This is a genomic window from Undibacterium paludis (assembly GCF_022568815.1).
Taxonomy (GTDB): domain Bacteria; phylum Pseudomonadota; class Gammaproteobacteria; order Burkholderiales; family Burkholderiaceae_D; genus Undibacterium.
The window spans coordinates 65,695-91,435 of record NZ_JAKZHX010000006.1 but is presented as its reverse complement, the minus strand read 5'-3'; the positions used below and the strand labels follow the sequence as shown (position 1 = coordinate 91,435).

At 52.0% G+C, this 25,741-nt stretch carries 20 protein-coding genes, 1 other RNA gene and 1 pseudogene; 12 read left to right on the top strand and 10 right to left on the bottom strand.

Features of this window, described 5'->3' with window-relative positions; translation table 11 throughout:
* Positions 1 to 75: 75 nt before the first annotated feature.
* The 3 genes and pseudogenes from LZ463_RS11715 to LZ463_RS29290 all read left to right on the top strand — a co-directional run bounded on the left by LZ463_RS11715 (position 76) and on the right by LZ463_RS29290 (position 2,811).
* A complete protein-coding gene (locus LZ463_RS11715; RefSeq protein ID WP_347176264.1) occupies positions 76 to 666 on the top strand; it encodes a CPCC family cysteine-rich protein in 591 nt (196 codons plus the stop codon).
* A gap of 121 nt (positions 667 to 787) precedes the next feature.
* Entirely contained in the window at positions 788 to 985 is a 198-nt protein-coding gene (locus LZ463_RS11710) for a hypothetical protein (RefSeq protein ID WP_241455815.1), read from the top strand.
* 226 nt (positions 986 to 1,211) lie between these two features.
* Positions 1,212 to 2,811 (top strand): annotated as a pseudogene (locus LZ463_RS29290) (methyl-accepting chemotaxis protein).
* Between the two features lie 187 nt (positions 2,812 to 2,998).
* Here LZ463_RS29290 and ssrS read toward each other — a convergent pair.
* The 5 genes from ssrS to LZ463_RS11680 all read right to left on the bottom strand — a co-directional run bounded on the left by ssrS (position 2,999) and on the right by LZ463_RS11680 (position 9,927).
* Positions 2,999 to 3,179, bottom strand: a non-coding RNA gene (gene ssrS / locus LZ463_RS11700) — 6S RNA.
* Positions 3,180 to 3,246: 67 nt separating this feature from the next.
* The gene (locus LZ463_RS11695) at positions 3,247 to 3,558 is read right to left on the bottom strand and encodes a cell division protein ZapA (protein WP_241456121.1); all 312 of its coding nucleotides are present in this window, start codon (positions 3,556 to 3,558) and stop codon (positions 3,247 to 3,249) included.
* Positions 3,559 to 3,569: 11 nt separating this feature from the next.
* Positions 3,570 to 3,791, bottom strand: a complete 222-nt coding sequence (locus tag LZ463_RS11690) for a DUF904 domain-containing protein (protein WP_347176261.1) — start codon at positions 3,789 to 3,791, stop codon at positions 3,570 to 3,572.
* A 56-nt stretch (positions 3,792 to 3,847) separates the two neighbouring features.
* Positions 3,848 to 7,180: a UvrD-helicase domain-containing protein gene (locus LZ463_RS11685; RefSeq protein WP_347176260.1), complete on the bottom strand. Its 3,333-nt coding sequence runs from the start codon at positions 7,178 to 7,180 to the stop codon at positions 3,848 to 3,850.
* The gene (locus LZ463_RS11680; protein WP_241455814.1) at positions 7,177 to 9,927 is read right to left on the bottom strand and encodes a PD-(D/E)XK nuclease family protein; all 2,751 of its coding nucleotides are present in this window, start codon (positions 9,925 to 9,927) and stop codon (positions 7,177 to 7,179) included. Before LZ463_RS11680 ends, LZ463_RS11685 begins: the two co-directional genes overlap by 4 nt.
* Before the next feature lie 276 nt (positions 9,928 to 10,203).
* On the opposite strand from LZ463_RS11680, the gene trxA reads away from it, so the two are divergent.
* Together trxA and rho are read left to right on the top strand one after the other, a co-directional pair.
* Positions 10,204 to 10,530 (top strand): thioredoxin TrxA, encoded by a 327-nt coding sequence (gene trxA, locus LZ463_RS11675; RefSeq protein WP_241455813.1) that lies wholly within the window; start codon positions 10,204 to 10,206, stop codon positions 10,528 to 10,530.
* Positions 10,531 to 10,763: 233 nt separating this feature from the next.
* The gene (gene rho / locus LZ463_RS11670) at positions 10,764 to 12,026 is read left to right on the top strand and encodes a transcription termination factor Rho (protein ID WP_241455812.1); all 1,263 of its coding nucleotides are present in this window, start codon (positions 10,764 to 10,766) and stop codon (positions 12,024 to 12,026) included.
* Positions 12,027 to 12,774: 748 nt separating this feature from the next.
* On the opposite strand, the gene LZ463_RS11665 is transcribed toward rho, so the two are convergent.
* Complete coding sequence (locus LZ463_RS11665) at positions 12,775 to 13,695, bottom strand: AraC family transcriptional regulator (RefSeq protein ID WP_241455811.1); 921 nt, start codon at positions 13,693 to 13,695, stop codon at positions 12,775 to 12,777.
* Positions 13,696 to 13,963: 268 nt separating this feature from the next.
* On the opposite strand from LZ463_RS11665, the gene LZ463_RS11660 reads away from it, so the two are divergent.
* From LZ463_RS11660 to LZ463_RS11650, 3 genes are all read left to right on the top strand, one after another.
* Positions 13,964 to 14,422, top strand: a complete 459-nt coding sequence (locus LZ463_RS11660) for a (2Fe-2S)-binding protein (protein WP_241455810.1) — start codon at positions 13,964 to 13,966, stop codon at positions 14,420 to 14,422.
* A 14-nt stretch (positions 14,423 to 14,436) separates the two neighbouring features.
* The gene (locus LZ463_RS11655) at positions 14,437 to 16,698 is read left to right on the top strand and encodes a xanthine dehydrogenase family protein molybdopterin-binding subunit (protein WP_241455809.1); all 2,262 of its coding nucleotides are present in this window, start codon (positions 14,437 to 14,439) and stop codon (positions 16,696 to 16,698) included.
* A 155-nt stretch (positions 16,699 to 16,853) separates the two neighbouring features.
* On the top strand, positions 16,854 to 17,900 hold the full coding sequence (locus LZ463_RS11650; RefSeq protein ID WP_241455808.1) for an XdhC family protein: 1,047 nt from the start codon (positions 16,854 to 16,856) through the stop codon (positions 17,898 to 17,900).
* A gap of 96 nt (positions 17,901 to 17,996) precedes the next feature.
* Here LZ463_RS11650 and LZ463_RS11645 read toward each other — a convergent pair whose 3' ends face one another.
* From LZ463_RS11645 to LZ463_RS11630, 4 genes are all read right to left on the bottom strand, one after another.
* Positions 17,997 to 18,581: a hypothetical protein gene (locus tag LZ463_RS11645; protein ID WP_241455807.1), complete on the bottom strand. Its 585-nt coding sequence runs from the start codon at positions 18,579 to 18,581 to the stop codon at positions 17,997 to 17,999.
* A 132-nt stretch (positions 18,582 to 18,713) separates the two neighbouring features.
* Positions 18,714 to 19,052: a cupin domain-containing protein gene (locus LZ463_RS11640; protein ID WP_241455806.1), complete on the bottom strand. Its 339-nt coding sequence runs from the start codon at positions 19,050 to 19,052 to the stop codon at positions 18,714 to 18,716.
* 43 nt (positions 19,053 to 19,095) lie between these two features.
* A complete protein-coding gene (locus LZ463_RS11635) occupies positions 19,096 to 19,359 on the bottom strand; it encodes a DUF2249 domain-containing protein (protein WP_241455805.1) in 264 nt (87 codons plus the stop codon).
* Positions 19,360 to 19,443: 84 nt separating this feature from the next.
* Positions 19,444 to 21,732, bottom strand: a complete 2,289-nt coding sequence (locus LZ463_RS11630; RefSeq protein WP_241455804.1) for a nitric-oxide reductase large subunit — start codon at positions 21,730 to 21,732, stop codon at positions 19,444 to 19,446.
* Positions 21,733 to 22,088: 356 nt separating this feature from the next.
* On the opposite strand from LZ463_RS11630, the gene LZ463_RS11625 reads away from it, so the two are divergent.
* From LZ463_RS11625 to LZ463_RS11610, 4 genes are all read left to right on the top strand, one after another.
* Entirely contained in the window at positions 22,089 to 22,556 is a 468-nt protein-coding gene (locus LZ463_RS11625; RefSeq protein WP_241455803.1) for an RrF2 family transcriptional regulator, read from the top strand.
* A gap of 175 nt (positions 22,557 to 22,731) precedes the next feature.
* Entirely contained in the window at positions 22,732 to 24,222 is a 1,491-nt protein-coding gene (nirK, locus tag LZ463_RS11620) for a copper-containing nitrite reductase (protein WP_489686110.1), read from the top strand.
* A gap of 21 nt (positions 24,223 to 24,243) precedes the next feature.
* The gene (locus tag LZ463_RS11615; protein ID WP_241455801.1) at positions 24,244 to 25,083 is read left to right on the top strand and encodes a formylglycine-generating enzyme family protein; all 840 of its coding nucleotides are present in this window, start codon (positions 24,244 to 24,246) and stop codon (positions 25,081 to 25,083) included.
* A 7-nt stretch (positions 25,084 to 25,090) separates the two neighbouring features.
* On the top strand, positions 25,091 to 25,717 hold the full coding sequence (locus LZ463_RS11610) for an SCO family protein (protein ID WP_241455800.1): 627 nt from the start codon (positions 25,091 to 25,093) through the stop codon (positions 25,715 to 25,717).
* The last annotated feature ends 24 nt before the right edge of the window (positions 25,718 to 25,741 follow it).

The window sequence follows — 25,741 nt, the reverse complement described above, 5'->3', positions numbered from 1 at the left end:
CACCGCTAATATTACTCAACATCAGGTTGGGTGATAAATACTTGCGTAACATAAACACGAAAGGTGTTCAAAAAAATGATGCGTGCATCAAGGCAATGCGATTGTTGCGACCACTTTACAATCAGCCAGGGTAGTGATTTCGAAATTTGTCCGCTTTGTGGCTGGGAACAGGATATTTTTGGCATAACAGAACCAGACAGGCCATCATCAGCCAATCACGGTATGAGCATACGCCTGGCGCGCCTGCACTTGCAGCAGCCAGATAAAATGGCGTCCATCAATTACCGTCGGAAAATATCTGCACTCAAAGAACAAGACTACCCCTATTCTGCCCGTCAACTTAAAGGCAGGGCTGTTATCATCAATTGCGCAGGTATACTTGATGAGCTGGCATTCTGGGAAGCATATCTGGAAATCTGCAAACCCGAGGGTGCGCAATATTTTGGTAGGAATCTGGATGCCTTCAATGATGCCCTCAACGGAGGACCGGGCTACCCCGGCGATGGAGTCGCCCTCTATTTCATCAACACATCCAGTTTGCGCAGCTTTGATAGCTGGCAATTTTATGAGGGCTTAAGTCATATTGCAGAGAATTCCGCGTCGACTGTCATCTTTCTCGAACAGGTCAAGCAAGAGGGCTTTTACGCGCCCCTGCATCAATCCTGAAATGTAGTAGAAGTATACGGGTAGTTTCCCGTTACACTATTAAAATATGCAAAGCAAGTACGGCAGGCAGAGTATATTGTTTACTGTCTAGAGAGCCCCATTCAATAAAGGAATAGTCCATATGTTTATCGCCGTCGACAATAAAACCCTGGTGAACCTGAACCACGTAGCATCGATTACCAGGGCTGACAAAAATAATATTTCCATCTTCCGTTTTCTGGGCACCACAGGAAGTGTGATAGGTACTTATTCCATCGATACCGCAGCAATTGAAGCTGACAAGACAATTGGCATCATCAACAGTTTTGGTAACAAATAATGCGCTCTTGCAGCCGCTCCTGAAATAAGCCAGAGCAAATCAACCTGTATCCATCCTTAACGCCATGCTGCAGGGAAATTTCTTGCCGCATGGCAGCATGATTCTTTATCTTCATTCAAATTCTCAATCGCCAGCCTGCTTATCATTATGATCTTGAATTGCCAGCATTATTGAGCGATATTGTAAGCAGGGTATTGCCCCCTGCTTAGCACCAAAAGGTGACCAGATGAAGATCCAGAACTTCCCGATAGGAACCAGGCTCGCCGCAGGTTTTGGCCTGGTCATGCTGCTTGCAACACTGTCATCAACAATAGGCCTGTGGCGTCTGAGCGAGGTGGCGACGAATACCCGCGCCATGATGATGGAACCGCTTACAAAAGAGCGCATGACAGAAGAGTGGTATCGCATCACCTTCGCCGGGTTAAAGCGCACCATGGCAATAGTCAGAAGCAGTGATGAAAGCCTGGCAGATTTTTTTGCTGACGATGCAAAGATATCGACATTGCGCAACAATGAAATTCAAAAATATATGGAAGAACATGTGTCAGGTGCAGATGAAAAAGCCCTGCTGCAGAAAATCATCGACGTCCGTAAACAATATGTAGCCACCCGAGACCTGATCAGTAAAGCAAAAAAAGATGGTCAGGCTGAAGAGGTTACACGATTGTTCAGCCAGTTCAAACCCATGTCTGATGCCTATCAAAAATCAGAACTGGATTTTCTTGAATATCAGCAGCAAGCAGTCGACAAGCTCAGCAAGGAAGTGGACAACGTCGCCAGTAACAGCAAGATACTGATCACGACACTCATCATCGTCTTTCTGGTATCTGGTGGTTTCTGCGCCTGGTACCTGACCCGTAGCATCACAAGACCCATACACAGCGCGGTCTCCATGGCCAGGAGTGTTGCGGACGGTGACCTGACCACATATATAGAAGTCAACTCACGTGATGAAACCGGACAATTGATGCAAGCCCTGTTTGACATGAACAGTGGTCTGCAAAAAATAGTATCCGAGGTCCGCAATGGCACCGATACCATTAACGTCGCCTCCAGGGAAATTGCGAACGGCAATATGGATCTTTCCTCCCGCACGGAAATGCAAGCTGGTTCACTGGAAGAAACCGCCTCCTCCATGGAAGAACTCACCAGCACCATGAAGCAGAAACTCGGATAATGCCCGCCAGGCTAATCAACTGGCCAATGCAGCCTCTGAAGTTGCTATCAAAGGTGGTAGTGTCGTGGCTGAAGTGGTTGACACCATGGGGTCAATCAGTGCTTCTTCCAAAAAAATTGTCGATATTATTGCAGTCATTGATGGCATTGCCTTCCAGACCAATATTCTGGCCCTGAATGCCGCAGTGGAAGCCGCTCGCGCTGGTGAGCAGGGCCGTGGTTTTGCCGTGGTCGCATCAGAAGTGCGCAATCTGGCGCAACGCTCTGCCAGTGCCGCCAAGGAAATCAAGACCCTGATCGCTGATTCTGTAGAAAAGGTTGACGAAGGTTCCCGCCTTGTTGATCAGGCTGGTGCGACCATGAATGAAATAGTCGAGCGTGTCAGGCAAGTTACCACCATCATGAGTGACATCAATAATGCCAGCACTGAGCAGTCTACCGGTATTGACCAGATCAACCAGGCAATCATACAGATGGATAGCGTCACCCAGCAGAATGCAGCCCTGGTTGAGCAAGCCGCGGCAGCCGCAAAGAGCCTGCAGGATCAGGCACACAATTTGTCAGACCTGGTCAGCATATTCAAAATTGCCCGCAAAGTGCAATTCGCTGCACCACCCGTGGTGAACAACAGGATCGCAAACGCAGCTTAAACACAAGGCCTCTCGTGCAAGCTCAGGCTAAAAACAGTGGGGAATTAAAACGCCTGTTTAGGTACTTTCGGAATAGCAGAACAGCACAAAAATCGGGGACAGCATTAAAAAAGCACTTGTCGCTTTTCGAACAACGACATAGCAATCAAGAAAAAACGGCTGTCACATGTGACAGCCGTTCCAGTATAAAGTCCCCACCGATGCCGCTATGCCGGCATCCTGAACCTGGGCGGTTCAAGTTGGCCACGGTCAGTTCAATTTCGGGTTCATCGGACTAGCGACGCTCACACCTATCGAACAATGTTCCACAGCCTATGCACATAAATGGTTCAAGGAATATATGGCACTGGCGAACACGGTAGGGAACTAAAGTGTACCTCTAAACAGGGTCAGTTCGCTAGCTATTTTGATTAAATTAAATAATAAAAAGGCCGATCAAAATAGTTTTTCTTGCGGCGTCAGCGCCTGATCCATGGTTTCATGCATCTCGCTGATTTTTTGCTTGACTTCTGCGAGGGACAATCCTGACAAAGGACCCTCCGGCGACTTGGTTGCCAGTAATTCGGTCGTCATGCTCAGCGCAGCCATTACGGCTATCCGGTCTGTCCCCTTGACTTTGGCGGCATCGCGTATGGCAGACATCTTGCCGTCAAGATAGGCCGCAGCCTCGCGCAGTGCGCGGTCTTCACCTTCCCGGCAACTGAGCTTGTAACTTTGCCCCATGATGTTGACATCGACCTGTATGATTTTTACTTCACTCATGCTGCTTCCTTGTCATTCAATACTTCGGCAGGTAATTGCGCCAGCAAGGCCGAGACGCGATCATGCGCCTGTTGCATACGGTGCTGCAAGTCTGCGTTTTGTGTCGTCACTGACGTCACTTCATTACGCAATCTCGCGTTTTCGCTGCGTAGGGCATGCGCCAGCTCTGAGAGCCGCGTCACTTTTTCTGCAAGCAATTCGAATTCGGAAATCATCATGTCTCTGTAAAATGAGGTAAAGCCAAGAGCCTTTTATTATACGAGCAAATTTTCGCTCAGAGCAGCCTTACCAGCCTGCCATCACTCAAAATAAGTGCAGCATGGACAGTTTTACCAGAAAATACCGACTTTAAGACATATACATAAGTCTGTAGTTGCTCGCGATAGGCGGCTTCTTCCCCCGGCAAAAGCCGGCGTTTGTAGTCCAGTACCCAGACTTCATGCGAAAAAACCACAACCCTGTCCAGACGCAATAGCTTTTGTTCAAGCAAGACGTCCATTTCATTGCGTGCATAAGCATAGGCGGAAGGATCATAAAATTTCTGCAATGCCGGGTTGCTTAATATATTTTCGGCCTGCTGCCGTATGACCGTCGCTACGCCGCTGGCGCAGGGCAACCAGGCTGCAATGGTCTCTGCATCTGGCAGAACAATCGGCCAACCAGGAGCATTATTGCTCAAACGCTCCATCAGCGTGTGCAATGCGATCCCCTCTATCTGTTCATCTGTCGATACTTCTGTCTTGCTTTCTGTGGCAGGCATGGCTGGCGGGGCAAATACGGCCAGGCTGAATTCTTCATCCTGTGCAGCCCCCAGATTCTCTATTGTTGTGGTGAACTGCTTTTCTTCCACACTGCCGAGACAGCCATACCAGCTGGGTGCCAGCATCTTTTTCCCACTACGCACACCGCTGATTATCAATACCTGTTTGGCGCGCGTGATAGCAACATACAGCAAGTTCCAGTTTTCTTGCCTGGCCTGATCATCTTCCATCTTGAAGAACCGGTCACGTGCTGCCCCGCGCTGGTCCTTTTTCCCGTATACAGAAAAATGCCGTTCATCACCTGCCTGCAAGGGCCATTGGCATAGCACGCCTATGCGGTCTTTCATCGATTCACTGTGGTTGGCATCGAGCATGACAACGATCTTCGCTTCCAGACCCTTGGCGCTGTGTATGGTCAGTATGCGCACCGCATCGGCAGCGCTGTCGACTGCCGACTCATCGGGGGCATCGCTGTCGCCGCCACGACGCAAGGCACTGAGGGCTGCAATAAACTTGGGCAAGCTCGGATAGCGGCCGGCATCAAGGTTCAGTGCCAGCTCTGTGAAACTGTGGATATTCCCCATGACCTGGCTACGCTGGGCAACCGATGAAGCCTGGGCGTAGCGCTGCAATACCTCCCCCTGGTGCAATATGCGGTCCAGCAAGTCATGAACAGGCAGGTAATAAGACGCTTCCATCCATTGCCCGAGCAGGTTCGCAGCCCGTCGCAAAGCAGGTGTTGCAACGGTTAAATCCGCATCCCTCATGGCCTGCAAACGCTTCCACCAGGTGCCTCCCTCCTGCAGTGCCAGGGTAATCAGGTCATCATCACTGGCTGCCATGACGGGAGACTTGAGTACATGGGCCAGGGCACGATTGTCACCGGGTGTCATCAGAAAATTTAACAAGGCAATCAGATCCAGCACTTCCAGCGCATCCAGCAGGCCGCCACGGCGACTGGAAACAAAAGGAATCCCCGCCTCGCGCAGTGCTTTTTCATACGCCGACAAGTGTGTACGGCGCTTGACCAGCAACATCACCTCATCCCAGCGGAATTGATCTGTCCCCTGCTCTGCCCTGAGCTGCAGCAGTGTTCTTGCGACTTGCCTGCCTTCTTCATAGCGTTGCAGGTTTTCAGCTTCTTCCAATGGTGAGGTCAGAGGGTTGCGCAAGGGGAAGCGTGACGGTGTTTTTACCATTTCATCATCAGCATCCGCATCTGTTACTGGTTCCGCCTTCACAGTTTCGCCTATCAAGGGCAGGCGCCAGACTGCACCTGCGGCATCAGAGGCGGTTGTCTGGGCATGGAACAAAGGATTACCGGATGCCATGCAGGCATTCAATACCTCAACGATGGCAGGTGCATTACGCCGCGTCTGGTTGGTGCGCAAGACCATCGCGCCCTGTTGCGCCAGCATGGCCTGTGCCGCGCTGAACACCCTTGGTTCGGCGCGACGGAAGCGATAAATCGATTGCTTGGGGTCACCGACCACAAACACACTGGGTTTGGCAGCATCATTGCCATAAGCTTCCAGCCAGGCTTGCACTATACCCCATTGCAGGGGATTGGTATCCTGGAATTCATCAAGCAAAATATGCCGGTAACGTGCATCCAGGCGACTGTGCAGATAGGCTGCATAGTCTTCATTGCTGAGCAGACGGTAGGCTTGCCATTCCAGGTCGGCAAAATCAAACACCCGCTGGTCAGATTTCAGGTTTTGATAGCATTCCAGGTAGGCACTGCCGACAGTGAACAGGGCTTCATTGACTTGCATGACCATTTTCTCGGCGCTACGCTTTTCCAGCATGCGCAATACCTGTACGATGGCTTCGCACTCGTCCTCAAAGGCGCTGAGCTGATCCACGCCCAGATGCTTTTCTATGGACGCGATCAGGGCCTTGACCTTGATATTGTGCGAACGGGTATTGCCTTGCCCATTAATGAAACCATCACAGATCATGGCAAATGCGTCCAGGCTGGGGCCGTCTGTCAGGCCCTGCTCAATCTTGCTGGCATTTGCCTGGTTCGACTTGGAACCCTGCCCCAGCACCAGGGCCATGTGGGCGATGCGCTGGTAGAGCGGGGCATCCTCCCACAGACTGAGGCGTGCATCGCGATGCAGGTCCGGCCCGATCAGGTCACGCAGCCAGTCGAGCGGCCCGCCCGTGGAATCATCCTGGCTGCTGGCCCACCATTCTGCGCGCTTGTCGAGAAAAGCATCCAGCATTTCCCGGGTATTAAAGTCACCCAGCTCCTGGTAGAGAAAAAGTAACGCTTCACGAATGGCTGCATGTTCATCTTGCGCCAGCATCTGCATCAGTTGGCCATAAGCTTCACGCTGGATGTCGCCACTCGCTTCGACCAGGGTAAAACCATGCGGCACACCTGATGACAGCGGAGCCAGTTGCAATAAGCGCCCGAACCAGCTATGAAAGGTATCGAGCGACAATGACTGCGGGCTGGACAAGACTTTTTCATACAGACTGCGCGCCAGCGGTATCATTTGCGGCAACTCTGCCGCCTGCACACCGCGTTCTGTCAGCAAGGTACGCACATGCGCAAGATCAGCCAGGGCAAGCTCGTGCAATAAGTCCATCAGGCGTTCGCGCATTTCTTGCGCGGCCTTGCGGGTAAAGGTAATCGCCAGCAGCTCTGCCGGCTCGGCCCCGGCCAGCAGCAGGCGCAGCATGCGCGATACCAGCAGCCAGGTCTTGCCGCTACCGGCGCAGGCTTCCACTACCACGCTAAGGTGCGGGCTACAGGCGACACTGGTGAAATGGGCGTGGCTGACCGCTTCGCCGTTGACTTCATAGGCCTGCGCCATTTGCGTATGCATATCCATCATAGCCACGCCCCCTTACGGCACAGGCCACGCATTTCACAATACTGACAAGTGTTTTCAACGCCGTGCGCAGGCATGGGTGCACCTTGCTGCAGTGCTGACATACTGGTTTTGATAGACAGGGCCAGTTCAGATACCCAGCGCTCAAAATCATCGGCATCCGCCTGCCCAGCCTTACCTTGTGACAGTTCCAGCGCGACATAACTGCCGCTGCTGACCGGCAAATCAGTCAGCAGGCCATAGAACGGTAGTTGATGGTCTTCCCCCTGTTTCAAACGTGTGCGTAAATCCATCAGGTTTTTGGTCTTGTAATCCAGCACGGCCATCTCGCCGCTGACATGCTTGTCTATGCGGTCTATACGCCCCTTCAGGGTCAGTTGGCCGCCAGGCCATGTCAGCAGTTTTTCATTCTTGATTTCGCCCATGTCAAATTGCCAGCCAGCTTCTTCATGTGACTGTTGCCAGGCTATGTAGGCAGGGATCACTTTTTCCCATCGTACGCTGTAAGCCAGTGTGGCCGGGCTTTTTTGTAAAACATCGACAAAAAAATCAGCTGAAATTTTACGCAACAGGGATTCTTTGTCGACATCGAGCTCGTGCAATTGTGCAGTCTTCAATTCTTCGTGGTAACACTTCAAGATCGCGTGCAACCAGTCGCCATAGTCGCGTTTTTCCGGCATATCAGACAATTCATCAAGTCCGCTCAGTCCCAGCATGCGGCCGGCAAAGAACTGGTAAGGGCAAACCACCAGGCTGGTATAGCCGCTGGCTGACAGCGTCTCTGGCAAAAGTACGGCGGCAGATGGTGCAGGCATGTCTTGTGCACATGGCCGCATGGTCTGTACCGGCAATTCCAGTGGCCGGCTATCAAGCCCGTTTTGCTGCGTTCTTTCCAATGTCAGGCCCAATTGTTCAAGCCAGGGGCTGACGGGATTATGCTCCCCGTTCAGGCTGCCCTGCCAGGACAGTACAATCTCGCTATTCGATAATAATAATTCCGCCAGGTCACGCAATTGCTGCTGCTGGCGTAATTCACGGGTTTCCAGCCCGCATTCGCGCCTGACTGCATTGGCAAAAAACAGGACTTCACTGGCTTGCGAAGGCAAGTGAGAAGCATCGGCGCCAACCAGCAAGACTGCATCAAAAGGCCGCAGGCGAGCACCATTGAGCGGTAACATGACGACCCGTTTATCTGTATGAGCAAAGGTGAAGGCTGTACTTTCGAGTTGCAGATTGATGAGTGCCCGCCACTCGGCAAAGCTGAAGCCAGTTTGCAAGTCTGCACAGGCAATTTGCAACTTCTGCAGCAACTGTATGATCTGCGCCCCGGCCTGGTCAGCCTGGAAGGCATTGAACATGGACAGGTCAAAAAAAAGTTGCAGGGTTTGCGCACTCCACTCCGACAGGCTGCGCCGCCCGCTGAAGCTGGCTGCCAGTCTTGCCATGCCGCGCAACCAGCGGCTGGCCCGCTCAGCATCCTTGCCGGCATCCAGCGCTGCCAGCACGGATTCCCAGCCACCCAGCACATTGGCGCGTCGCAAAATCAGTTCTATATGCATCACCAGGTCAGCTTTGGCAGTAACAGAGTCCTGGGCAGTATCTTCATTGTCTTTCCAGACCAGGTAAGGTGATTTTAAAAAATCGAGCAGGGCCATGGTATCGGCCCGAGTCGTCACCACCTCAAGCCAGGCGGCGACGGCGGCAGCAGCGCGGGTAGTCGACAATTTCCAGCCGGTTTCATCGGCAACCATGATTTGCGCACGTTCCAGCAAAGCGCGAATGCGACGTGACACCACACGGTCTTGCGCTACCACAGCCACGCTTTGCTTACCTGCCTGCAACCAGTTGATAATGGTTTGCGCCCCTTGCACAGCCTCTTCTTCCAGCGAACTGGCCCGACACAAACGTATATGTGAGGTATCGACCGATTCAGTCAGTGCTTGCTGATATTGTGCCCCGCTGTCCTGCAAACCCGGCCAGGCATGGTAATACGGCTGCGGCAAAGCCTGGGCGCGCCAGTCCAGGCTGATTTGCATTACTGTCTGTTTTTTTGCCCAGGCTTTTAAGAAAACCTGCTCCATTACATTGGGCATGGTTGGTGCTATCCATAGCAAGGGTTCACTGGCTTGCGCAGCGACCTGCAGTAACTGCGCGTAGCGCCTTACCTGCGGGTCATTGCCGTCCAGCTGGCTTTGCCAGACGGTCCAGACCAGTTGCGATTCTTCTGACAGCAGGGCCTGTGCAGGCGCCGGCAACTGCGCCAGGGCAGCCTGCCAGTCTTTTTCCAGCTTGCTTCTGTCTTTACCCACCGTTGGCAACAAGGCTGCAGTTAACTCATCGGACAGGGTCAATAAGGTCTGCGCCAATGGCAATAAGTCTGTATTACGACGTGCGCCGAATAATTTTTTTAGCCAGGCGTGCTGCCGTAATTCACCATATAAATTCATCAGCCTTTCACTGCTGTCACTGCTCTGAGATTTTTTTTGCAGTGCAGCATCAGGACTCAGCATTTCAAGCAAGGCAAACACGGTTTGTGTGCGTGGCGGGATGAAATTGCCTTGTAATACCGTGCCCAGCGCCCTTAACAGCAAGTGAGCATGCTGGTAAGTCGGCACGATTACCCGCACGCCGGAGAAGTCACGTCCCAGTTCCCGCCCCCAGGCCTGTTCTTCCGCAGTGCGCAAAAATACTTGCGCGGCATGACGCCAAAACGCAGGAGAAGCGGGAATTAACTGAGGTGGATGCAACATAGGAGGAATCTGTGAATTTGCCTGTAGAGCAAGTATACTATGCGACGACCACTGCATTTTGGCCGCGGGCAGCACACTTTTTTAAAAAATAGGTTATTATTTGACCCATAGCTAACCACGCCTGACTCTTCTTTGACAACGGTGCCGTCCAATTCATCACTATTGAATTTGTGACGTTCACCCCCAGATTCAAACCAGAATGCGGCGCAGTCCGGAAATCACCGACATTCAGTGGCGCTGTTACCCCTTAAATTTTTCCCTCTCGTTGAGGATTCCATGAGCGAAAACATCAAATATGTAAGCGATGCTTCATTTGAAGCAGACGTATTAAAATCCGAAGTACCTGTATTGGTCGATTTCTGGGCTGAATGGTGCGGTCCTTGCAAGATGATCGCTCCCATACTCGAAGATGTTGCCAAAGAATACAATGGCAAGATCGTTGTCGCCAAGCTCGACGTTGATGCCAACCAGGCCGTGCCTGCCAAGTTCGGCATCCGTGGTATCCCGACCCTGATTTTGTTCAAGGATGGTGCTGCAGCAGCACAAAAAGTGGGGGCGTTGGCAAAAGGCCAATTAACTGCTTTCATTGACAGCAATATTTAAGGTATTATTACGGTCTGAAGCACAACATCACCGCAGGCGCTAAAATGCAGGCGGTGATAATAACAACAAGCAAGCTGCACAAATCACTATCCATGAATTGATGCAAGCGCATTTTAGACTGAACACCATTAGGCTTATTTTATAATCTGAGACAGAATTCTTTTCTATCCTGTTTAATCCGTAGTTCCCCCTTTCACTCCCCCACCCCATAATCCCATCCCGGGACATTCACCATGCATCTATCTGAATTAAAGGCCTTACACGTATCCGCATTGCTGGAAATGGCCATTGGACTCGATATCGATAACGCAGCGCGTATGCGCAAGCAGGAATTGATGTTCGCGATCCTCAAAAAACGTGCAAAAGCCGGCGAACAAATCTTTGGCGACGGCGCCCTCGAAGTCCTGCCCGACGGTTTTGGCTTCCTGCGCTCACCAGACGCCAGCTATATGGCATCGACCGACGATATTTATATTTCCCCTTCGCAGATCCGCCGTTTCAATCTGCATACTGGTGATTCCATCGAAGGTGAAGTGCGCACACCAAAAGACGGTGAACGCTATTTTGCATTGGTGAAGGTGGACAAGGTCAACGGCGAATCGCCTGAAGCCTCCAAGCACCGCATCCTGTTTGAAAACCTGACGCCGCTGCACCCGAACAAGCTCTTGACTCTGGAACGCGAGATGCGCGGCGAAGAAAATACCACCGGTCGCATCATCGACATGATCGCCCCTATCGGCCGTGGACAACGTGGCTTGCTGGTGGCATCCCCAAAATCCGGTAAATCCGTCATGCTGCAACATGTGGCCCACGCGATCACCACCAACCACCCTGACGTTACTCTCATCGTTTTGCTGATCGATGAACGTCCGGAAGAAGTGACAGAGATGCAGCGTTCGGTACGCGGCGAAGTAGTGGCATCGACTTTCGATGAACCGGCAACCCGTCACGTGCAAGTGGCTGAAATGGTGCTGGAAAAAGCCAAGCGCCTGGTCGAAATGAAAAAAGACGTGGTCATCCTGCTCGATTCCATTACTCGTCTGGCCCGCGCCTACAATACCGTTATCCCTGCCTCCGGTAAAGTATTGACCGGTGGTGTTGATGCCAACGCCCTGCAACGTCCAAAACGCTTCTTCGGCGCAGCCCGTAATGTGGAAGAAGGCGGCTCACTGACCATTATCGCGACAGCCCTGATTGAAACCGGCAGCCGCATGGATGATGTGATCTATGAAGAATTCAAAGGCACAGGCAATATGGAGGTTCACCTCGAACGCCGCCTGGCTGAAAAACGTGTCTATCCAGCCATCAACCTCAACAAATCCGGTACCCGCCGTGAAGAGTTGTTGATCAAGCCCGACCAGTTGCAAAAAATCTGGATCTTGCGCAAATTGCTGTATAGCATGGATGAGATCGAAGCGATGGAATTCATCCTCGACAAAATGAAAGCCACCAAGAACAACGCAGAGTTTTTTGAAATGATGCGCAGAGGAGGATAAATTTCCTGCCTTGCTTCCCCGTTCTGGTCTTTCGAAGCCGTCACTTTGTGACGGCTTTTTTATTGGGAAATAATCCCTGTATACGCTTGAAAAATGCTAGACAACCTGAACATTTAATGACAGCAGAGATATATCCGGCAATTCACGCGTCTTTTTCTTATAAAATCGAAACCACAACCATTCAGGTCCGCTCACCAAAACCAGAAATATGCCATCACATATTGTCAGAAGGAGATATTTCATGAAATACACAACCAGCAGCATCTTTATTGCCGCGCTGATATTCGCCACGCAAACCCCTGCTTAAGCACAAGGGCTGCAGGATACTGCTGCAAGCATCGCAGCACAAACCAAAGCCATGCAAACGCTTGCATTCATGGATCGCATCTGGCGCGGCCCGGCGTCAAGCATATTGCTATCTGATGAAAAACATGTCATCACACAAACTGAACGTGTCGGTCCTTTTTTGGGTGGATCAGTCAAGCTTATCGAGGGCCGCGGCTACGAAGCTGACGGCAAAGTATCATTCAATGCTTTCGGGACCATCTCGTTCAATCCGGCAAACAGTAATTTCACGCTGCATTCCTATGCAACGGGGCAAGTCGGCGAACTTGCGTTGACACCAAAAAGCCAATGGTTTTATCTGGCGATCCTGACCACCATGCTTGTTTCACTTCAAAAGCAGCCATGTGCAATTACCGCTCCATTTGCCACAAACTGCTTTCTGCCAGGCAAATCAAAAGGCAATTCACATCGCCTGCCGCATACGCCTGATATCGCGCAATGGTGGCTCACCAAACAAGCGCGTGTATTCACGGCTGAACTGGGATGCGCTTTCATAGCCTACCCGGATGGCGGCGCTGCTGGCGTCGATGTCTTCGACCAGCATGATCTGGCGGGCGTTTTGCAGGCGCAGGTGTTTTAAATATTGCAAGGGGCTCATGCCCGCCACGGTGCGAAAGTGCAGCCTGAAGGTGGAGGCGCTCATGTGGGCTTTGCTGGCGAGCTCGTCTATGGCAACATCCTCGGTGTAATTTTGTTTGAGCCAGGCGATGACGCGGGCGATTTGCTGGCCTGGTGAGCCAGCGGTAACCAGATGGCGCAAGACCGGGCCGTGCTCGCCATTGAGCAGGCGGACGGTGATCTCTTGCCGTATCAGCGGTGCCAGCATGGGTATCATTTGCGGCTCATCGAGCAGGCGCACGAGGCGGGTGATGGCATCCAGCAGGCCATCCTCCATGGTCACGACGGACATGGCCAGTGAGCTGGCGGCTTTCAGTGGCGTGGTGAAGCTCATGTTGGCGGCGCACTGGGTGATGGCCAGGGCATCGAGTACCAGGTACATGCCCAAAAAAGGTTGCACCTTACTGGCAGCGGTCACATACGACACCACGGGCAAATCAACCGAGGTGACCAGGGATTGCCCAGGCACATAGTCAAATACCTCATCCCCCAGGTTCACCCGTTTGCTGCCCTGTACGGTAACGCCCAGGCCCAGGCCATAAAAGCAGGGCATGGGGTCGGTGACCCTGCTGCGCCTGACCATGACCAGGCCCGGCACCTGTGTGGTGCAATCGCCATCGGCCTGAATGATGTTGCCAACCAGTCCGGCCAGGACTGGTGTTGGGCTTGGGAGAGAGTCGGGTGACGATAAATATTGATTCTGCATGGGTTTGTACCTTGCTACTGTGCTGTGGCCTTGTTTTGAGGCGTGCATTTTTAATTCTCATAGCCTACCATCTTCATGGCTGGCTTTTCATATTCTGCCGGGCATTCGTCGAAACAGGCAAGAAATGCGTTGAATCAGGCAAACACTTTATTGCCATAAGAGCAGACAATGCATAACAAATAAAACATGGCGGCAGCACGCAGTACTGCTACCTAGTCGCATTCATTAAAATGATGTCAAGCACAATCCCCCCTACCTGGAGGTTTTCATGATCAACTCAACTATCAATGGCAAGAATACCAGCGTCGATGTCGCGCCCGACACGCCCGTACTGTGGGCGCTGCGCGACACCCTGGGCCTGACTGGCACCAAGTTTGGCTGTGGTGCGGCATTGTGCGGTGCCTGCACCGTGCATCTGAACGGCCAGGCGATACGCTCGTGCATCACCCCCATCTCTTCGGTCGAGGGCCAAAAAATCACCACCATCGAAGCTGTGGGCCAGGACAAAGTGGGCAAGGCAGTGCAGGCCGCCTGGATCAAGCATGATGTTGCCCAATGTGGTTACTGTCAAAGTGGGCAGATCATGAGTGCCACCGCCTTGCTGAAAACCAATAAAAAGCCCAGCGATGCCGATATCGATGCTGCCATGTCAGGCAATATCTGCCGCTGTGGCACCTATGTGCGCATACGTGCAGCCATCCATGACGCTGCATCCACCTTGGCCTGATCAGGAGAACCACCATGCATTTTGAAGCCCGTTTGAATGAACTGCCACGCCATCTGCAATCCCTGTTGCAATCGAACAGCCCCGAAACCTCTGCAACCACTGAAACAAGCGCAGGCGGCCTGAGCCGCCGCAGCTTCTTGAAGATGGCCACCGCCAGCGGCTTTGCCCTGGGTTGCTACCCCTTGCTGGCAACAGCCCAGGATGCTGCCAAAGCGCCCTCTGGTCTGAAAGCCACCGAGCAGCCGGGCGCATTCGTGCAGATTGCCAAGGATGGCACGGTCACCGTCACGATTAACCGCCTGGAATTTGGCCAGGGTGTGCAAACCGCCCTGCCCCTGATACTGGCAGAAGAACTTGATGCTGACTGGTCAAAAGTCAAATTCGCCAATGGCAGCAACCACCCGGCCTATGTTGATCCGGCATTCGGCATGCACTTGACAGGTGGCTCGAACACCATTGCCCATTCTTATACCCAGTACCGTGAGCTGGGCGCACGTACCCGTGCCATGCTGGTACAGGCAGCGGCCACGCAATGGGGTGCAGATGCCTCTGCCCTGCGCACAGAAAAAGGCTTTGTTGTTGGGCCAGGTGGCAAAAAACTCGGCTATGGTGAACTGGCCGAAGCGGCCATGGCATTGCCGGTACCAGAAAAAGTCACGCTCAAAGATCCAAAAAATTTCCGCCTGATAGGCAAACCCACAGGCCGCCTCGATGCCCAGGCCAAATCAACAGGCACCCAGGACTTTGGCATAGATATGCACTTGCCCGGCATGCTGACTGCCGTAGTCGCCCGCCCGCCGGTATTTGGTGCAAAGCTCAAGTCTGTTGATGATGCGGCAGCCAAGGCCATCAAGGGTGTCAAGGCAGTAGTGCGCGTACCGACAGACCGTGGTGGCGAGGGCGTAGCCGTGATCGCCACTGGCTACTGGCCTGCCAAACAGGCCCGCGATGTGCTGAAGCTGGAATGGGATCTCGCCAGCGTAGAAAAAGTCGATAGCGTGAAGCAACTGGCGAGTTATAAAGAACTGGCCAAACAGCAAGGCGCATTGAAGTACAACGACGATGTCTCTAAGATCGCGACAGCACCGCACAAGCTGAATGCCGAGTTCGTCTTCCCCTATCTGGCCCATACGCCTATGGAGCCTTTGAACTGCACCGTCGCCATCAAGGGTGACAAGGCAGAATTGTGGATGGGCACGCAAATGCCTGGCCTGGACGGTTTTGCCGCCTCTGCCACACTGGGCCTGAAGCCGGAAAACATCGCCGTGCATACCCAGATGGCCGGTGGCGGCTTTGGCCGCCGCGCGATTGCCACCAGTGATTATGTGGTGGAAGCCTGCCAGGTCGCCAAGGCAGCAGTCGCTGCGGGCCTGGACGCGCCTGTGCGCACCCTGTGGAGCCGTGAGGATGACGTCAAGGGTGGCTACTACCGCCCCATGCATGTACACAGGGCCGACATAGGCTTTGATGCCCAGGGCAACATCCTGGGCTGGGACCATGTCATCGTCGGCCAGTCCATCGTAGGCGGCACACCATTTGAAGGCATGATGGTCAAGAATGGGGTTGATGCAACCGCAGTCGAGGGTATGAAAGAGCCGTATGAGATGCCGATGCGTCTGTCCGTACATCATCCCAAGATCAATGTGCCAGTGCTGTGGTGGCGCAGCGTGGGTTCTACCCATACTGCCTTTGTCATGGAAACCCTGCTCGATGAAATTGCCCAGACCACCAAACAAGACCCGGTAGCCTATCGCCTGAAACTGATGGGCGACAAGCATCCACGGCACAAGGCAGCACTCGAGCTGGCGGTAGAAAAATCTGGCTATGGCAAAAAGAAATTGCCTGCTGGCCGTGCCTATGGTGTGGCTGTGCATGAATCCTTCTCGTCCATCGTCGCCTATGTCGTCGAAGCGTCCATCAAGAATGGCCAGCCCAAGTTGCACAAGGTAACGGCTGGCGTGCACTGCAACCTGGCTGTCAATCCCAAAACCGTGGAAGCACAGGTGCAGGGCGCGGCATTGATGGGCTTGTCGATGTGCCTGCCGGGTGCCGCGATTACGCTCAAGGATGGTGTGGTCGAGCAAAGTAATTTTGGTGATTTTGTCGTGCCACGCATTACTGATATGCCGCAGGTTGCAGTGCATATCGTGCCCAGTGCAGATGCACCGACTGGCATGGGTGAACCTGGCTTGCCAGCGCTGGCACCAGCATTTGCCAATGCTGTCGCCAGGCTCAGTGGCAAGCGCTTGCGTGAATTGCCATTCAAGGTCAGCTAAGCTCTATTAGGACTTTCGCAAAACCGCCCCAACTGCGTTGTAGCTCCTAGCCGTACTAAAGTACTGTCTTCGTCGCTACGCCTTGTTGGGACAATTTTGCGTAAGTCCTATCTATTAAACTTCAAGCAAAGCTCAATTCAGTAAAAGTCTAAGCAATGGAAAATCTCGATACCCTGGTCTTGCGCACTGCGCTAGCATGGCATGCGCAAGACTTGCAAGTCATCCTGGTCACGGTGGCGCGCACCTGGGGTTCTTCACCACGCCCACCCGGCTCGCTGATGGCGATCAATGGGCGCGGTGAAACCGTAGGCTCGGTATCGGGTGGCTGCATAGAAGATGACCTCATCCACCGCATCCGCGAAGAAGGCGTGCAGGCTGTCTGCGCAGGCAGCCTGCCGCTGGTACTGCGTTATGGCATCTCTGCCGACCAGGCACACCGCTTTGGCCTGCCCTGCGGCGGCACGGTAGAGCTGGTGCTGGAACCAGTATCAGCTCATAGCCGCCTCGATGAATTGCTGCTCGCCTGCGAACAGCGCCGCAGCGTCGAGCGCACGCTCGATTTGCAGACCGGCCATGCTCAACTACAGGCAGGCCACTATGATGGCCTGCCCAGACTCGATGACCATAAGCTCATCACCTACCTTGGCCCGCAAGCCCGCATCATCGTCATCGGTGCCAGTGACCTGTCGCGCTACCTGTGCCAGTTTGCACTGAGCCTGGGCTTTGCCGTCATCGTCTGCGACCCGCGCGAAGAATACCGCGCCAGCTGGCAATTGCCGGGCGTAGTCGTCAGCGATGAAATGCCGGATGACCTGATACTGCGCCTGCAACCCGACAGCCGCACCGCCGTCATCGCCCTCACGCATGACCCCAAGCTTGATGACCTGGCGCTCATCGACGCCCTGCAATCAAATGCCTTCTACGTTGGCGCAATAGGCTCGCGCCGCAACAGCCAGCAGAGGCGCGAACGCCTGCACACCCATTTCGACATCCCTGAATCTGCCCTGCAAACCCTGCACGGACCAGCAGGCTTGTACATAGGCAGCAAGACCCCGGCAGAAATTGCCCTGTCCATCATGGCAGAAATTGTGGCGCTGAAGAATGGCATACCCCAATCAGCGGGCATGCCTGTCATAGTTGGTAAAGCCATCCATGACAGCCAGTCACAACAAGAGATGAGTACATTCTCTTGCATGATCTGATGATGCACTTCATCACTTTTTAGTAGGCAAGCAAGATAAAAAAACAAAGCTGATCATCGCCAGCTTTGTTTAACAACTCCGGTTCACAGACTCACTTTATCCACGCACGTCCATGTCCGTTTTTTCTTTATGGATTTTCCTGGATTGCTTGTTTTCAGCATGCTGAATATTGCGCTCTTCAGCAGCACTGATATGGCCATTTCGTGCGGCATTGGCTTCTTTATGTTCTACCCTGGCCTGGCCCTTCTCCAGCTTGGCGACTTCATGATTGGTCAGTTCGTCACTCTTGATACCGGCTTCAATACGCTTTTGCTGGTTGACATTTCTTTGCACGTCGGCCTGCATGCGTTTGCTTGATACTGAATTGGGATTGCCCGTCTGTGCATCATGCTTTTCAGCATAAATATCGGCGCTGGCCTTGTCCTGCATGCGGTCTATCTTGTTTTTTTCCCGCTGGCTGAGTTTGCCATCTTTCAATGCCCTTTGTTCTTCACGCGAAACCGCGGCTTGTTCACGTTCGAGCTTGCCGGCTTCCTTGGTGCTGAGCTGACCTGATTTCAAGCCATCTTCTATACGTGTCTGTTGACTGACATTGCGTTGTACATCTGTGACCGCATTCTGTGCAAAAACAGGTGCAGCCAATACGCTCGCAATGAGCAGAGAGATCAATTTGTTATGCATGATAAGTTCCTTTTCCGTATCCAGATTTCATTGAGCCTTCGCTAGCGATGGTCATATAACGGGGTCACATGGAAATAAGATGACCAGAAATCTGTAAGAGTGCGTAACAAAGATGATCAGCTGAAATATCGTTCAAGCAACAGGTTTCAGCAATACTATTGTCACCAGAAAAGACGTATCAGTGACAGCCAGAACCGCATGCGGCAAATCGGCGGCAAGATACAGCAAGTCACCTGCGTGCATAACTTTCGCACCTGCCTCCAATTCAATTTGCATCTCTCCGGACAGGCACTGTATGGTGATGGGGCCATTGACACGATGTGAAGGCAGGTTTTTCCCCTTCAACAAATTCATTTGCATGACTTCCAGGTGTGCGTCTTTGAACAAGGCATGTGCCGGCAAGGTCATGAGTTGCGCTTCAGGAGTCAGCAAATTGGTGATTTCTCCCGAACGTATATGTGGTGTAGCCATTTCATTTCTCCTCATATTGCAAGCCGGCACAATGATCACATACTCAAGCGGTCACATGAAAATCAATAATGATCTCACCCGGCTCATGGGAAACATACGCTACTTTCACGCCAGCACCGAAGTGCTGCTCGATCTGTGCCAATAGTGGCAAGGGATTATGATCATTGCAAAAGCGCATGGTTTCCCCTTGCTTTAATGCGGACAAGGCGCCAAAAATGGCTGCGTGGCGAAAACGCTTGGCAACACCACGCGCATCAAACGCATACACGCCTTCGGTAAATACGGGTGTAGAACAATCATGAACCATGGTAAAACTCCTTTTTAATATAGATGAAAACAGTCAGAAAATACAGGGAGAAGGCATTTCTTACCCTCCCCATTAAATAAACGGTTAAACTTTACCTGAGCCTTTCGCATAAGCTATATTGCCCGCACTGGCCTCAATACCTTTTCTGCCTGCAAGCATGCGTATGGCAAATAGCGCCAGACAAACCACACCGATCGAAAACACGATGTCGCCAGGAACTCGCATCCAGACCAGGGTTTCCATGAAATGTGAATGGATGACCTCCGGTGAGCGCGCAAACCACATGCCTTTGGTAATACTTGCGACAGCCTGGTAGATGCCTGCAGGCACCAGGGACATGAACACCATCATCGCCAGACCAATATTGAGCAACCAGAACATGGCCTGCAATAATTTATCTGACCAGAGGGCACGCTCAGACAAGCCTCTCAGGCAAAACAGCAACAGACCTATGCCCAGCATGCCATAGACACCGAACAAGGCCGCGTGACCATGTGCGGCAGTCATATTCAGGCCTTGCATGTAGTACAGGGCGATCGGCGTATTGATGGAAAATCCGAGCAAGCCCGCGCCAACGGTATTCCAGAACCCGACAGCGATAAAACACAGTATCGACCATTTGTATGCCTGCACCCACGGAGCAGCCTTTGAACGCTGATAGTTGCGGAAAGCTTCCACGCCTATCATTGCCAGTGGCACGACCTCCAGGGCAGAGAACATGGCGCCAATGGCGATGACAAATGTCGGCGTGCCTGTGAAGTACAGGTGATGCAAGGTTCCCAGGATGCCACCGAACAGAAAGACGATGGTTTCCAGAATAATGGCGCTATTGGCTGTTGCTGCATGTATCAAGCCCAGGCGGGTGAACAACAGGGCAATGACAGCGGTAGCAAACACTTCAAAGAAACCTTCCACCCACAGATGCACCAGCCACCAGCGCCAGTACTCGATCATCGAATAATGCGTGTGCGGTCCCCAGGTCAGTGAGGTGGCATAGAAACCACCTATACACATGGCGGCCAGGAACACCATCGCAATCAGACCGCGGCTCTCAGATGGTTTTTTCAAGGCTGGCAATAAACCGCGTCCCAGCAAAGTCACCCAGAACAGCAAACCAACAAACAAAAGTATCTGCCACACACGCCCCATGCTGGTGAATTCCAGACCCTGATTACCTATCCAGAAACTGAATTCATTGCCTTTGTGCTGCAGGCTGCCCAGCCAGCCAAACGCCGTAGAACCAACCACAATAAAGAGCAAGGCATAGAACAAAAGATTGACGCCCAGTTTTTGAAACTTGGGCTCATGCCCCGAAATGGCAGGGGCGATATACAGGCCCGTTGCCAGCCAGGCAGTGGCTATCCACAGCACGGCAAATTGCGTATGTATCGTGCGACTGACTGTGAATGGCAGTATCTCTGCCAAAGGAAAACCAAAAAAACTATGTCCCTCAACAGCATAATGGGCAGTGATGACTCCCATGCCTACCTGAGCCAGTATCAGCCCTATGACCACATAGAAATATTTTCTGGTCGCTTTCATTGATGGAGTTGGCTTCAGATCAAATAAAGGATCGGCCTTGGGTGGTGCTGGGTCGCCAGCCTCCTTGCTGATTGAATGATAAAAAATCATGCCTGCAATAGCAGCGATCATTAAAATGACGCTGGCAATGGACCAGATGCCTGCACCTGCTGTCGGTGTGTTGTCAACCAGGGGCTCGTGCGGCCAGTTACTGGTATAACTAAGTTTTGCAGCGCCTGGTCTGTCCGTGGCGGCGGCCCATGCTGACCAGAAGAAAAATGCGGGTAAGGCTTGCAGGTCCTGCGCTTCAGGTAGAGAACCACGGTTCATCGCATATTGCTCGCGTAATTTTTCCAGTGCAGGATCGTTGCCAAACAAGGCAATATAATGTTGTGCGACATGCTCGATTGCCTTTGCACGATCCACACTGAGTGTAATCACATCGCTGGCAGGGTCGTAAGTATTGAGTCGCATCTCTTGCTTGAGTCGCGCCGTCAGTTCTGCCTGACGCCCCACACTCAGTTGATCAAAGGATGTCCGGGCTTCTTTTTGCGCCCATATTTCCAGCAGGGCCAGCGATTCACGATGCAACCAGTCGGCAGACCAGTCTGGTGCGACATAACTGCCATGACCCCATACCGTCCCTAATTGCTGTCCCCCGGCGGACAGCCAGGCTTCTTGCCCTCGTTGCACCTGTCCGTCTGAAAACAGGACAGTCCCATCGACACTAACGACTTGTTTAGGAATAGGCGGCGCCGTCAGGTAAATTTCTGTGCCGACCCAACCCAGGACGGAGAAAGACAGGACACAGATGACGGCGAGCCAAGTCCAGAGTTTACGCGTGGCATGCATGGCGTTTTCCTTATTGGAGAATTGAGAAAGTTTCATGACACTGAAGGATGAATGGATTGCAGTGACGTCCTGCATAAAGCATCCTTGGCATCATTAAAGATTCATTTTATATGCATGTATTAAAAGGTACAAACAAAATGAATGTTTAATCTAAAATCCTTGATAGAGGTCAAAATTTTCATATAAGCCAGGAAAATCCAATAAACATCTATACTATATATATCTTAATAAGCCATGAAAAAATGGTGCTGACGCCTTGATATCACCTGGCGAATCGAAACCACTTGGCAATAGTGCACTTGAAAAAAGATGATGATCCTGAGCCGACACTGGTCTCACAGTTTGATGGAATCAATATGAGATTGACCGCCTTTACCGACTACACATTGCGCACCTTGATTTACCTGGCACAACACAGCGACAGGCTGGTGACCATACAGGAAATTGCCGAGCTGCATGGCATTTCAAAAAGCCACCTGACCAAAGTTGTCCATCAGTTGGGAATTTCACACAAGGTAGAGACCATACGCGGCCGCCATGGTGGCTTGCAACTGAACCTGCCTCCTGAAGAAATCAATATCGGCGAAGTGGTGCGAAACACCGAATCCGACTTTCATATGGCAGAATGCTTTGACCGTCACAACAACACTTGCACCTACGCAGGCGCCTGCATTTTAAAAGGTGTGTTGAGCAGTGCAACTGCTGCGTATTTGTCTGTGCTTGATGCAGTAACCCTGGCAGATCTGGTCACACCAAAAAACAGGACAGGGAAGATACAGGTTCTGCCACTCAGTAAAGCCAGGCGAAAAACAGACGCAACCTGAGATTCGTTTATACGTAAATAACAACTTCTCCTTAGAAACCCTCGCTTCAGCAAAAAAACTTTAGCTTCTTATTTCATATCAAAGCTTTTTGAGAAATACATCAGTATCGTGAACAGCAACGAGATTTCCTTCAGGTTACCTACCTTCACATACAAAAGGTGTTCATATGAAAAACATGCTCAGAGGATTTTCTGCTCTCCTGACCCCGGGTGCATTACTCACCACCCTGCTTCTGGCTTTTACAGCACAGGCATCCGAAACCAAAGCCATTAAAAGTTCTGGTGATTTTGGTCCTCCCCAGGGACCTGCCATACATGCCGTGCTGACCAGTCCGCCATTTGTCCCGCCACCTGTACGTCGCAATTATCCTGCCAAGGTCATTGTGGAATTGGAAGTTGTTGAAAAGGAGATGGCCATTTCCGAGGGTGTCAAATACATGTTCTGGACATTTGGCGGTACCGTCCCTGGCAGCTTTATCCGCGTACGTCAGGGTGACACTGTCGAATTTCACTTGAAGAACCACCCCAGCAGCAAGATGCCGCATAATATTGACTTGCATGGCGTGACGGGGCCTGGTGGCGGTGCATCATCGAGCTTCACTGCACCTGGTCATGAATCACAATTCACGTTTAAAGCACTCAATGAAGGCATCTACGTTTACCACTGTGCAACGGCACCTGTTGGCATGCATGTCGCCAACGGCATGTATGGACTGATCCTGGTTGAGCCGCCACAAGGTTTGCCGGCGGTAGACCGCGAATACTACGTCATGCAAGGTGATTTCTATACGACAGGCAAATACCGTGAGAAAGGGTACCAGCCTTTTGACATGGAAAAAGCCATCGATGAAAAACCTACCTATGTCCTGTTCAATGGTGCAGAAGGGGCGATGACAGGTGACAAAGCCTTGACTGCCAAGACCAATGAAAAAATCCGCCTGTTTGTTGGCAACGGCGGCCCTAACCTTGTGTCCAGCTTTCATGTGATAGGTGCCATTTTTGATAAAGTGCGCTTTGAGGGCGGCAGCAATGTCCAGACAAATGTACAGACCACACTCATCCCCGCAGGTGGTGCGGCGGTTGTTGAATACCAGACCAAGGTACCAGGCAGCTATGTACTGGTCGACCACTCAATTTTCCGCGCATTCAATAAGGGGGCATTGGCCATCATGAAAGTCGATGGCCCGGCCAGGAAAGACATTTATTCGGGCAAGGAACTGGATTCTGTCTACCTTGGCGATCGAGCACAGGCTAATCTGGCTGCAGTCAGTACTGCAACGAAGGCGGCAGAAAGCGGTACCCTTACTGTGCAAGACCAGATCAATGCCGGTGGGCAGTTGTTCACAGGCACTTGCTCGGTTTGTCACCAGGCAAACGGCGCTGGTCTGCCAGGCGTATTCCCTCCTCTGGCACAGTCTGATTATCTTAATAGCGATCCACAAAGATCAATCAGTGTGCTGTTGCGCGGCCTGACTGGTAAAGTAACTGTCAACGGTAAAGAGTTTGACTCTGTCATGCCTGCCATGAACCAGTTGAACGACGATGAGGTAGCGAATATCTTGACTTATGTACTGAATAGCTGGGGTAATAAAGGCGGTCGCGTGCAAGCCAGTGAAGTCAAGGCGGAACGCGCCAAAGCTGTACCTGTAAAAGCAGCGGCCCATTGATCACCCGATTAGCGTGATCTGATGAGCAGTCATAAATTGTTGATCAATTGGTACGGATACAAGAGCAAATCAATATGCGGACTGGTTTTTTTGTGCGCCTGCTCCTTGCTCTTGTTATCAACTGCCAATGCCGCTGATTATCTGACTATTCCGGGCGGTCAGATTGCCAGTGTACTGTCAGGACCCGATGCGAAGGAGAAGGAAAACGTCAAATCCTTTTCCATGCGTGTCAGCCCTGTCACGAATGGCGAATATCAGCAATTTCTGCAAACGCATCCGGAGTGGCAAAGATCTCGGGTGCCGGCTATTTTTGCGGATGCCAGTTACCTGCACACCTCGGTATCTCCCACTTATACAACTCCTACAGGCGATACGGACAAGTCGACACAGGCAGTTACCAATGTCAGCTGGTACGCAGCGCAGGCATATTGTGAATCTGAAAATGCACGCTTGCCGAGCTGGCTTGAGTGGGAATTGGTCGCTGCTGCGGATGCACATCATGCCGATGCACGCAGTGACCCCGACTGGAGAGCACGCATACTGTCCTGGTATTCGGTATCGTCAAATGACTCTTCAAACCTGATCAGCCATATACCCAACTATTACGGGATCAAGGATATGCACGGCCTGATATGGGAATGGGTCAGTGACTTCAATGCCTTGCTGATCAGTCCTGACAGCCGTACTCAGGGTGATCCTGACAAATTGCAATTCTGCGGCGCTGGAGCGACCAGCCTGCAAAACAAAGAAAACTATGCGATCTTGATGCGGGTGGCCCTGCTGTCCTCATTGACAGGTGCAAGTACCACCGACAATCTGGGGTTCCGGTGTGCCCGGGACCTGACGGAAGAAAGAAAATGATATGTCCATGAATGCTAGCAAAAGAATTGCTGCAGCCGCTGCACTCGCCCTGAGTATATTCAATGCCCAGGCAAGCAGCACGGAACCTTTAAAGGCCACAACACAAGTACAGGCTTTGCCAGGCGATTCGATCTACCAACTGCCAATTACACTTGAAAATCAACAAGCCGGCAAGTTCACGCTGGCAAGCCTGGCCGGAAATGTCGTGATCATCAGCATGTTCTACAATTCATGTGAATATGTTTGCCCCATGCTGATAGACACCATCAAGATGCTGGAAAATAATCTGGATGAGAAAGAAAAATCCCGTTTATCCGTACTGCTGGTGACATTCGATCCAGCCAGGGATGATGTCGCAGTTCTGCAATCAATTTACAGGAGCAGAAAACTGGATGAGCAGCATTGGGTATTAGCGCGCACCAATGAGAAGTCTGTACGGCAACTGGCCGCAACATTGAATATACAGTATCGTCAAATGAAAAGCGGCGAGTTCAATCATACCAGTGTACTTATTTTACTGGACAAGAATGGCCGCATTCTTGGTCGAAGCGGCACACTCGGAACCGTTGATGATGAATTCTTGCAAAAAATCAGATCGTCACTCAACACCCTGAGTACAAACTCCATGCACTGAATTATCCCTACCTACATAGGTTCG

Bases quoted from the DNA above. Each gene is read 5' to 3' on its own strand.
- LZ463_RS11715 (WP_347176264.1), top strand. From the start codon at position 76: ATGATGCGTGCATCAAGGCAATGCGATTGTTGCGACCACTTTACAATC.
- LZ463_RS11710 (WP_241455815.1), top strand. From the start codon at position 788: ATGTTTATCGCCGTCGACAATAAAACCCTGGTGAACCTGAACCACGTA.
- LZ463_RS11690 (WP_347176261.1), bottom strand. From the start codon at position 3,791: ATGATGATTTCCGAATTCGAATTGCTTGCAGAAAAAGTGACGCGGCTC.
- LZ463_RS11685 (WP_347176260.1), bottom strand. From the start codon at position 7,180: ATGATGGATATGCATACGCAAATGGCGCAGGCCTATGAAGTCAACGGC.
- LZ463_RS11680 (WP_241455814.1), bottom strand. From the start codon at position 9,927: ATGTTGCATCCACCTCAGTTAATTCCCGCTTCTCCTGCGTTTTGGCGT.
- trxA (WP_241455813.1), top strand. From the start codon at position 10,204: ATGAGCGAAAACATCAAATATGTAAGCGATGCTTCATTTGAAGCAGAC.
- rho (WP_241455812.1), top strand. From the start codon at position 10,764: ATGCATCTATCTGAATTAAAGGCCTTACACGTATCCGCATTGCTGGAA.
- LZ463_RS11665 (WP_241455811.1), bottom strand. From the start codon at position 13,695: ATGCAGAATCAATATTTATCGTCACCCGACTCTCTCCCAAGCCCAACA.
- LZ463_RS11660 (WP_241455810.1), top strand. From the start codon at position 13,964: ATGATCAACTCAACTATCAATGGCAAGAATACCAGCGTCGATGTCGCG.
- LZ463_RS11655 (WP_241455809.1), top strand. From the start codon at position 14,437: ATGCATTTTGAAGCCCGTTTGAATGAACTGCCACGCCATCTGCAATCC.
- LZ463_RS11650 (WP_241455808.1), top strand. From the start codon at position 16,854: ATGGAAAATCTCGATACCCTGGTCTTGCGCACTGCGCTAGCATGGCAT.
- LZ463_RS11645 (WP_241455807.1), bottom strand. From the start codon at position 18,581: ATGCATAACAAATTGATCTCTCTGCTCATTGCGAGCGTATTGGCTGCA.
- LZ463_RS11640 (WP_241455806.1), bottom strand. From the start codon at position 19,052: ATGGCTACACCACATATACGTTCGGGAGAAATCACCAATTTGCTGACT.
- LZ463_RS11635 (WP_241455805.1), bottom strand. From the start codon at position 19,359: ATGGTTCATGATTGTTCTACACCCGTATTTACCGAAGGCGTGTATGCG.
- LZ463_RS11630 (WP_241455804.1), bottom strand. From the start codon at position 21,732: ATGCATGCCACGCGTAAACTCTGGACTTGGCTCGCCGTCATCTGTGTC.
- LZ463_RS11625 (WP_241455803.1), top strand. From the start codon at position 22,089: ATGAGATTGACCGCCTTTACCGACTACACATTGCGCACCTTGATTTAC.
- nirK (WP_489686110.1), top strand. From the start codon at position 22,732: ATGCTCAGAGGATTTTCTGCTCTCCTGACCCCGGGTGCATTACTCACC.
- LZ463_RS11615 (WP_241455801.1), top strand. From the start codon at position 24,244: ATGAGCAGTCATAAATTGTTGATCAATTGGTACGGATACAAGAGCAAA.
- LZ463_RS11610 (WP_241455800.1), top strand. From the start codon at position 25,091: ATGAATGCTAGCAAAAGAATTGCTGCAGCCGCTGCACTCGCCCTGAGT.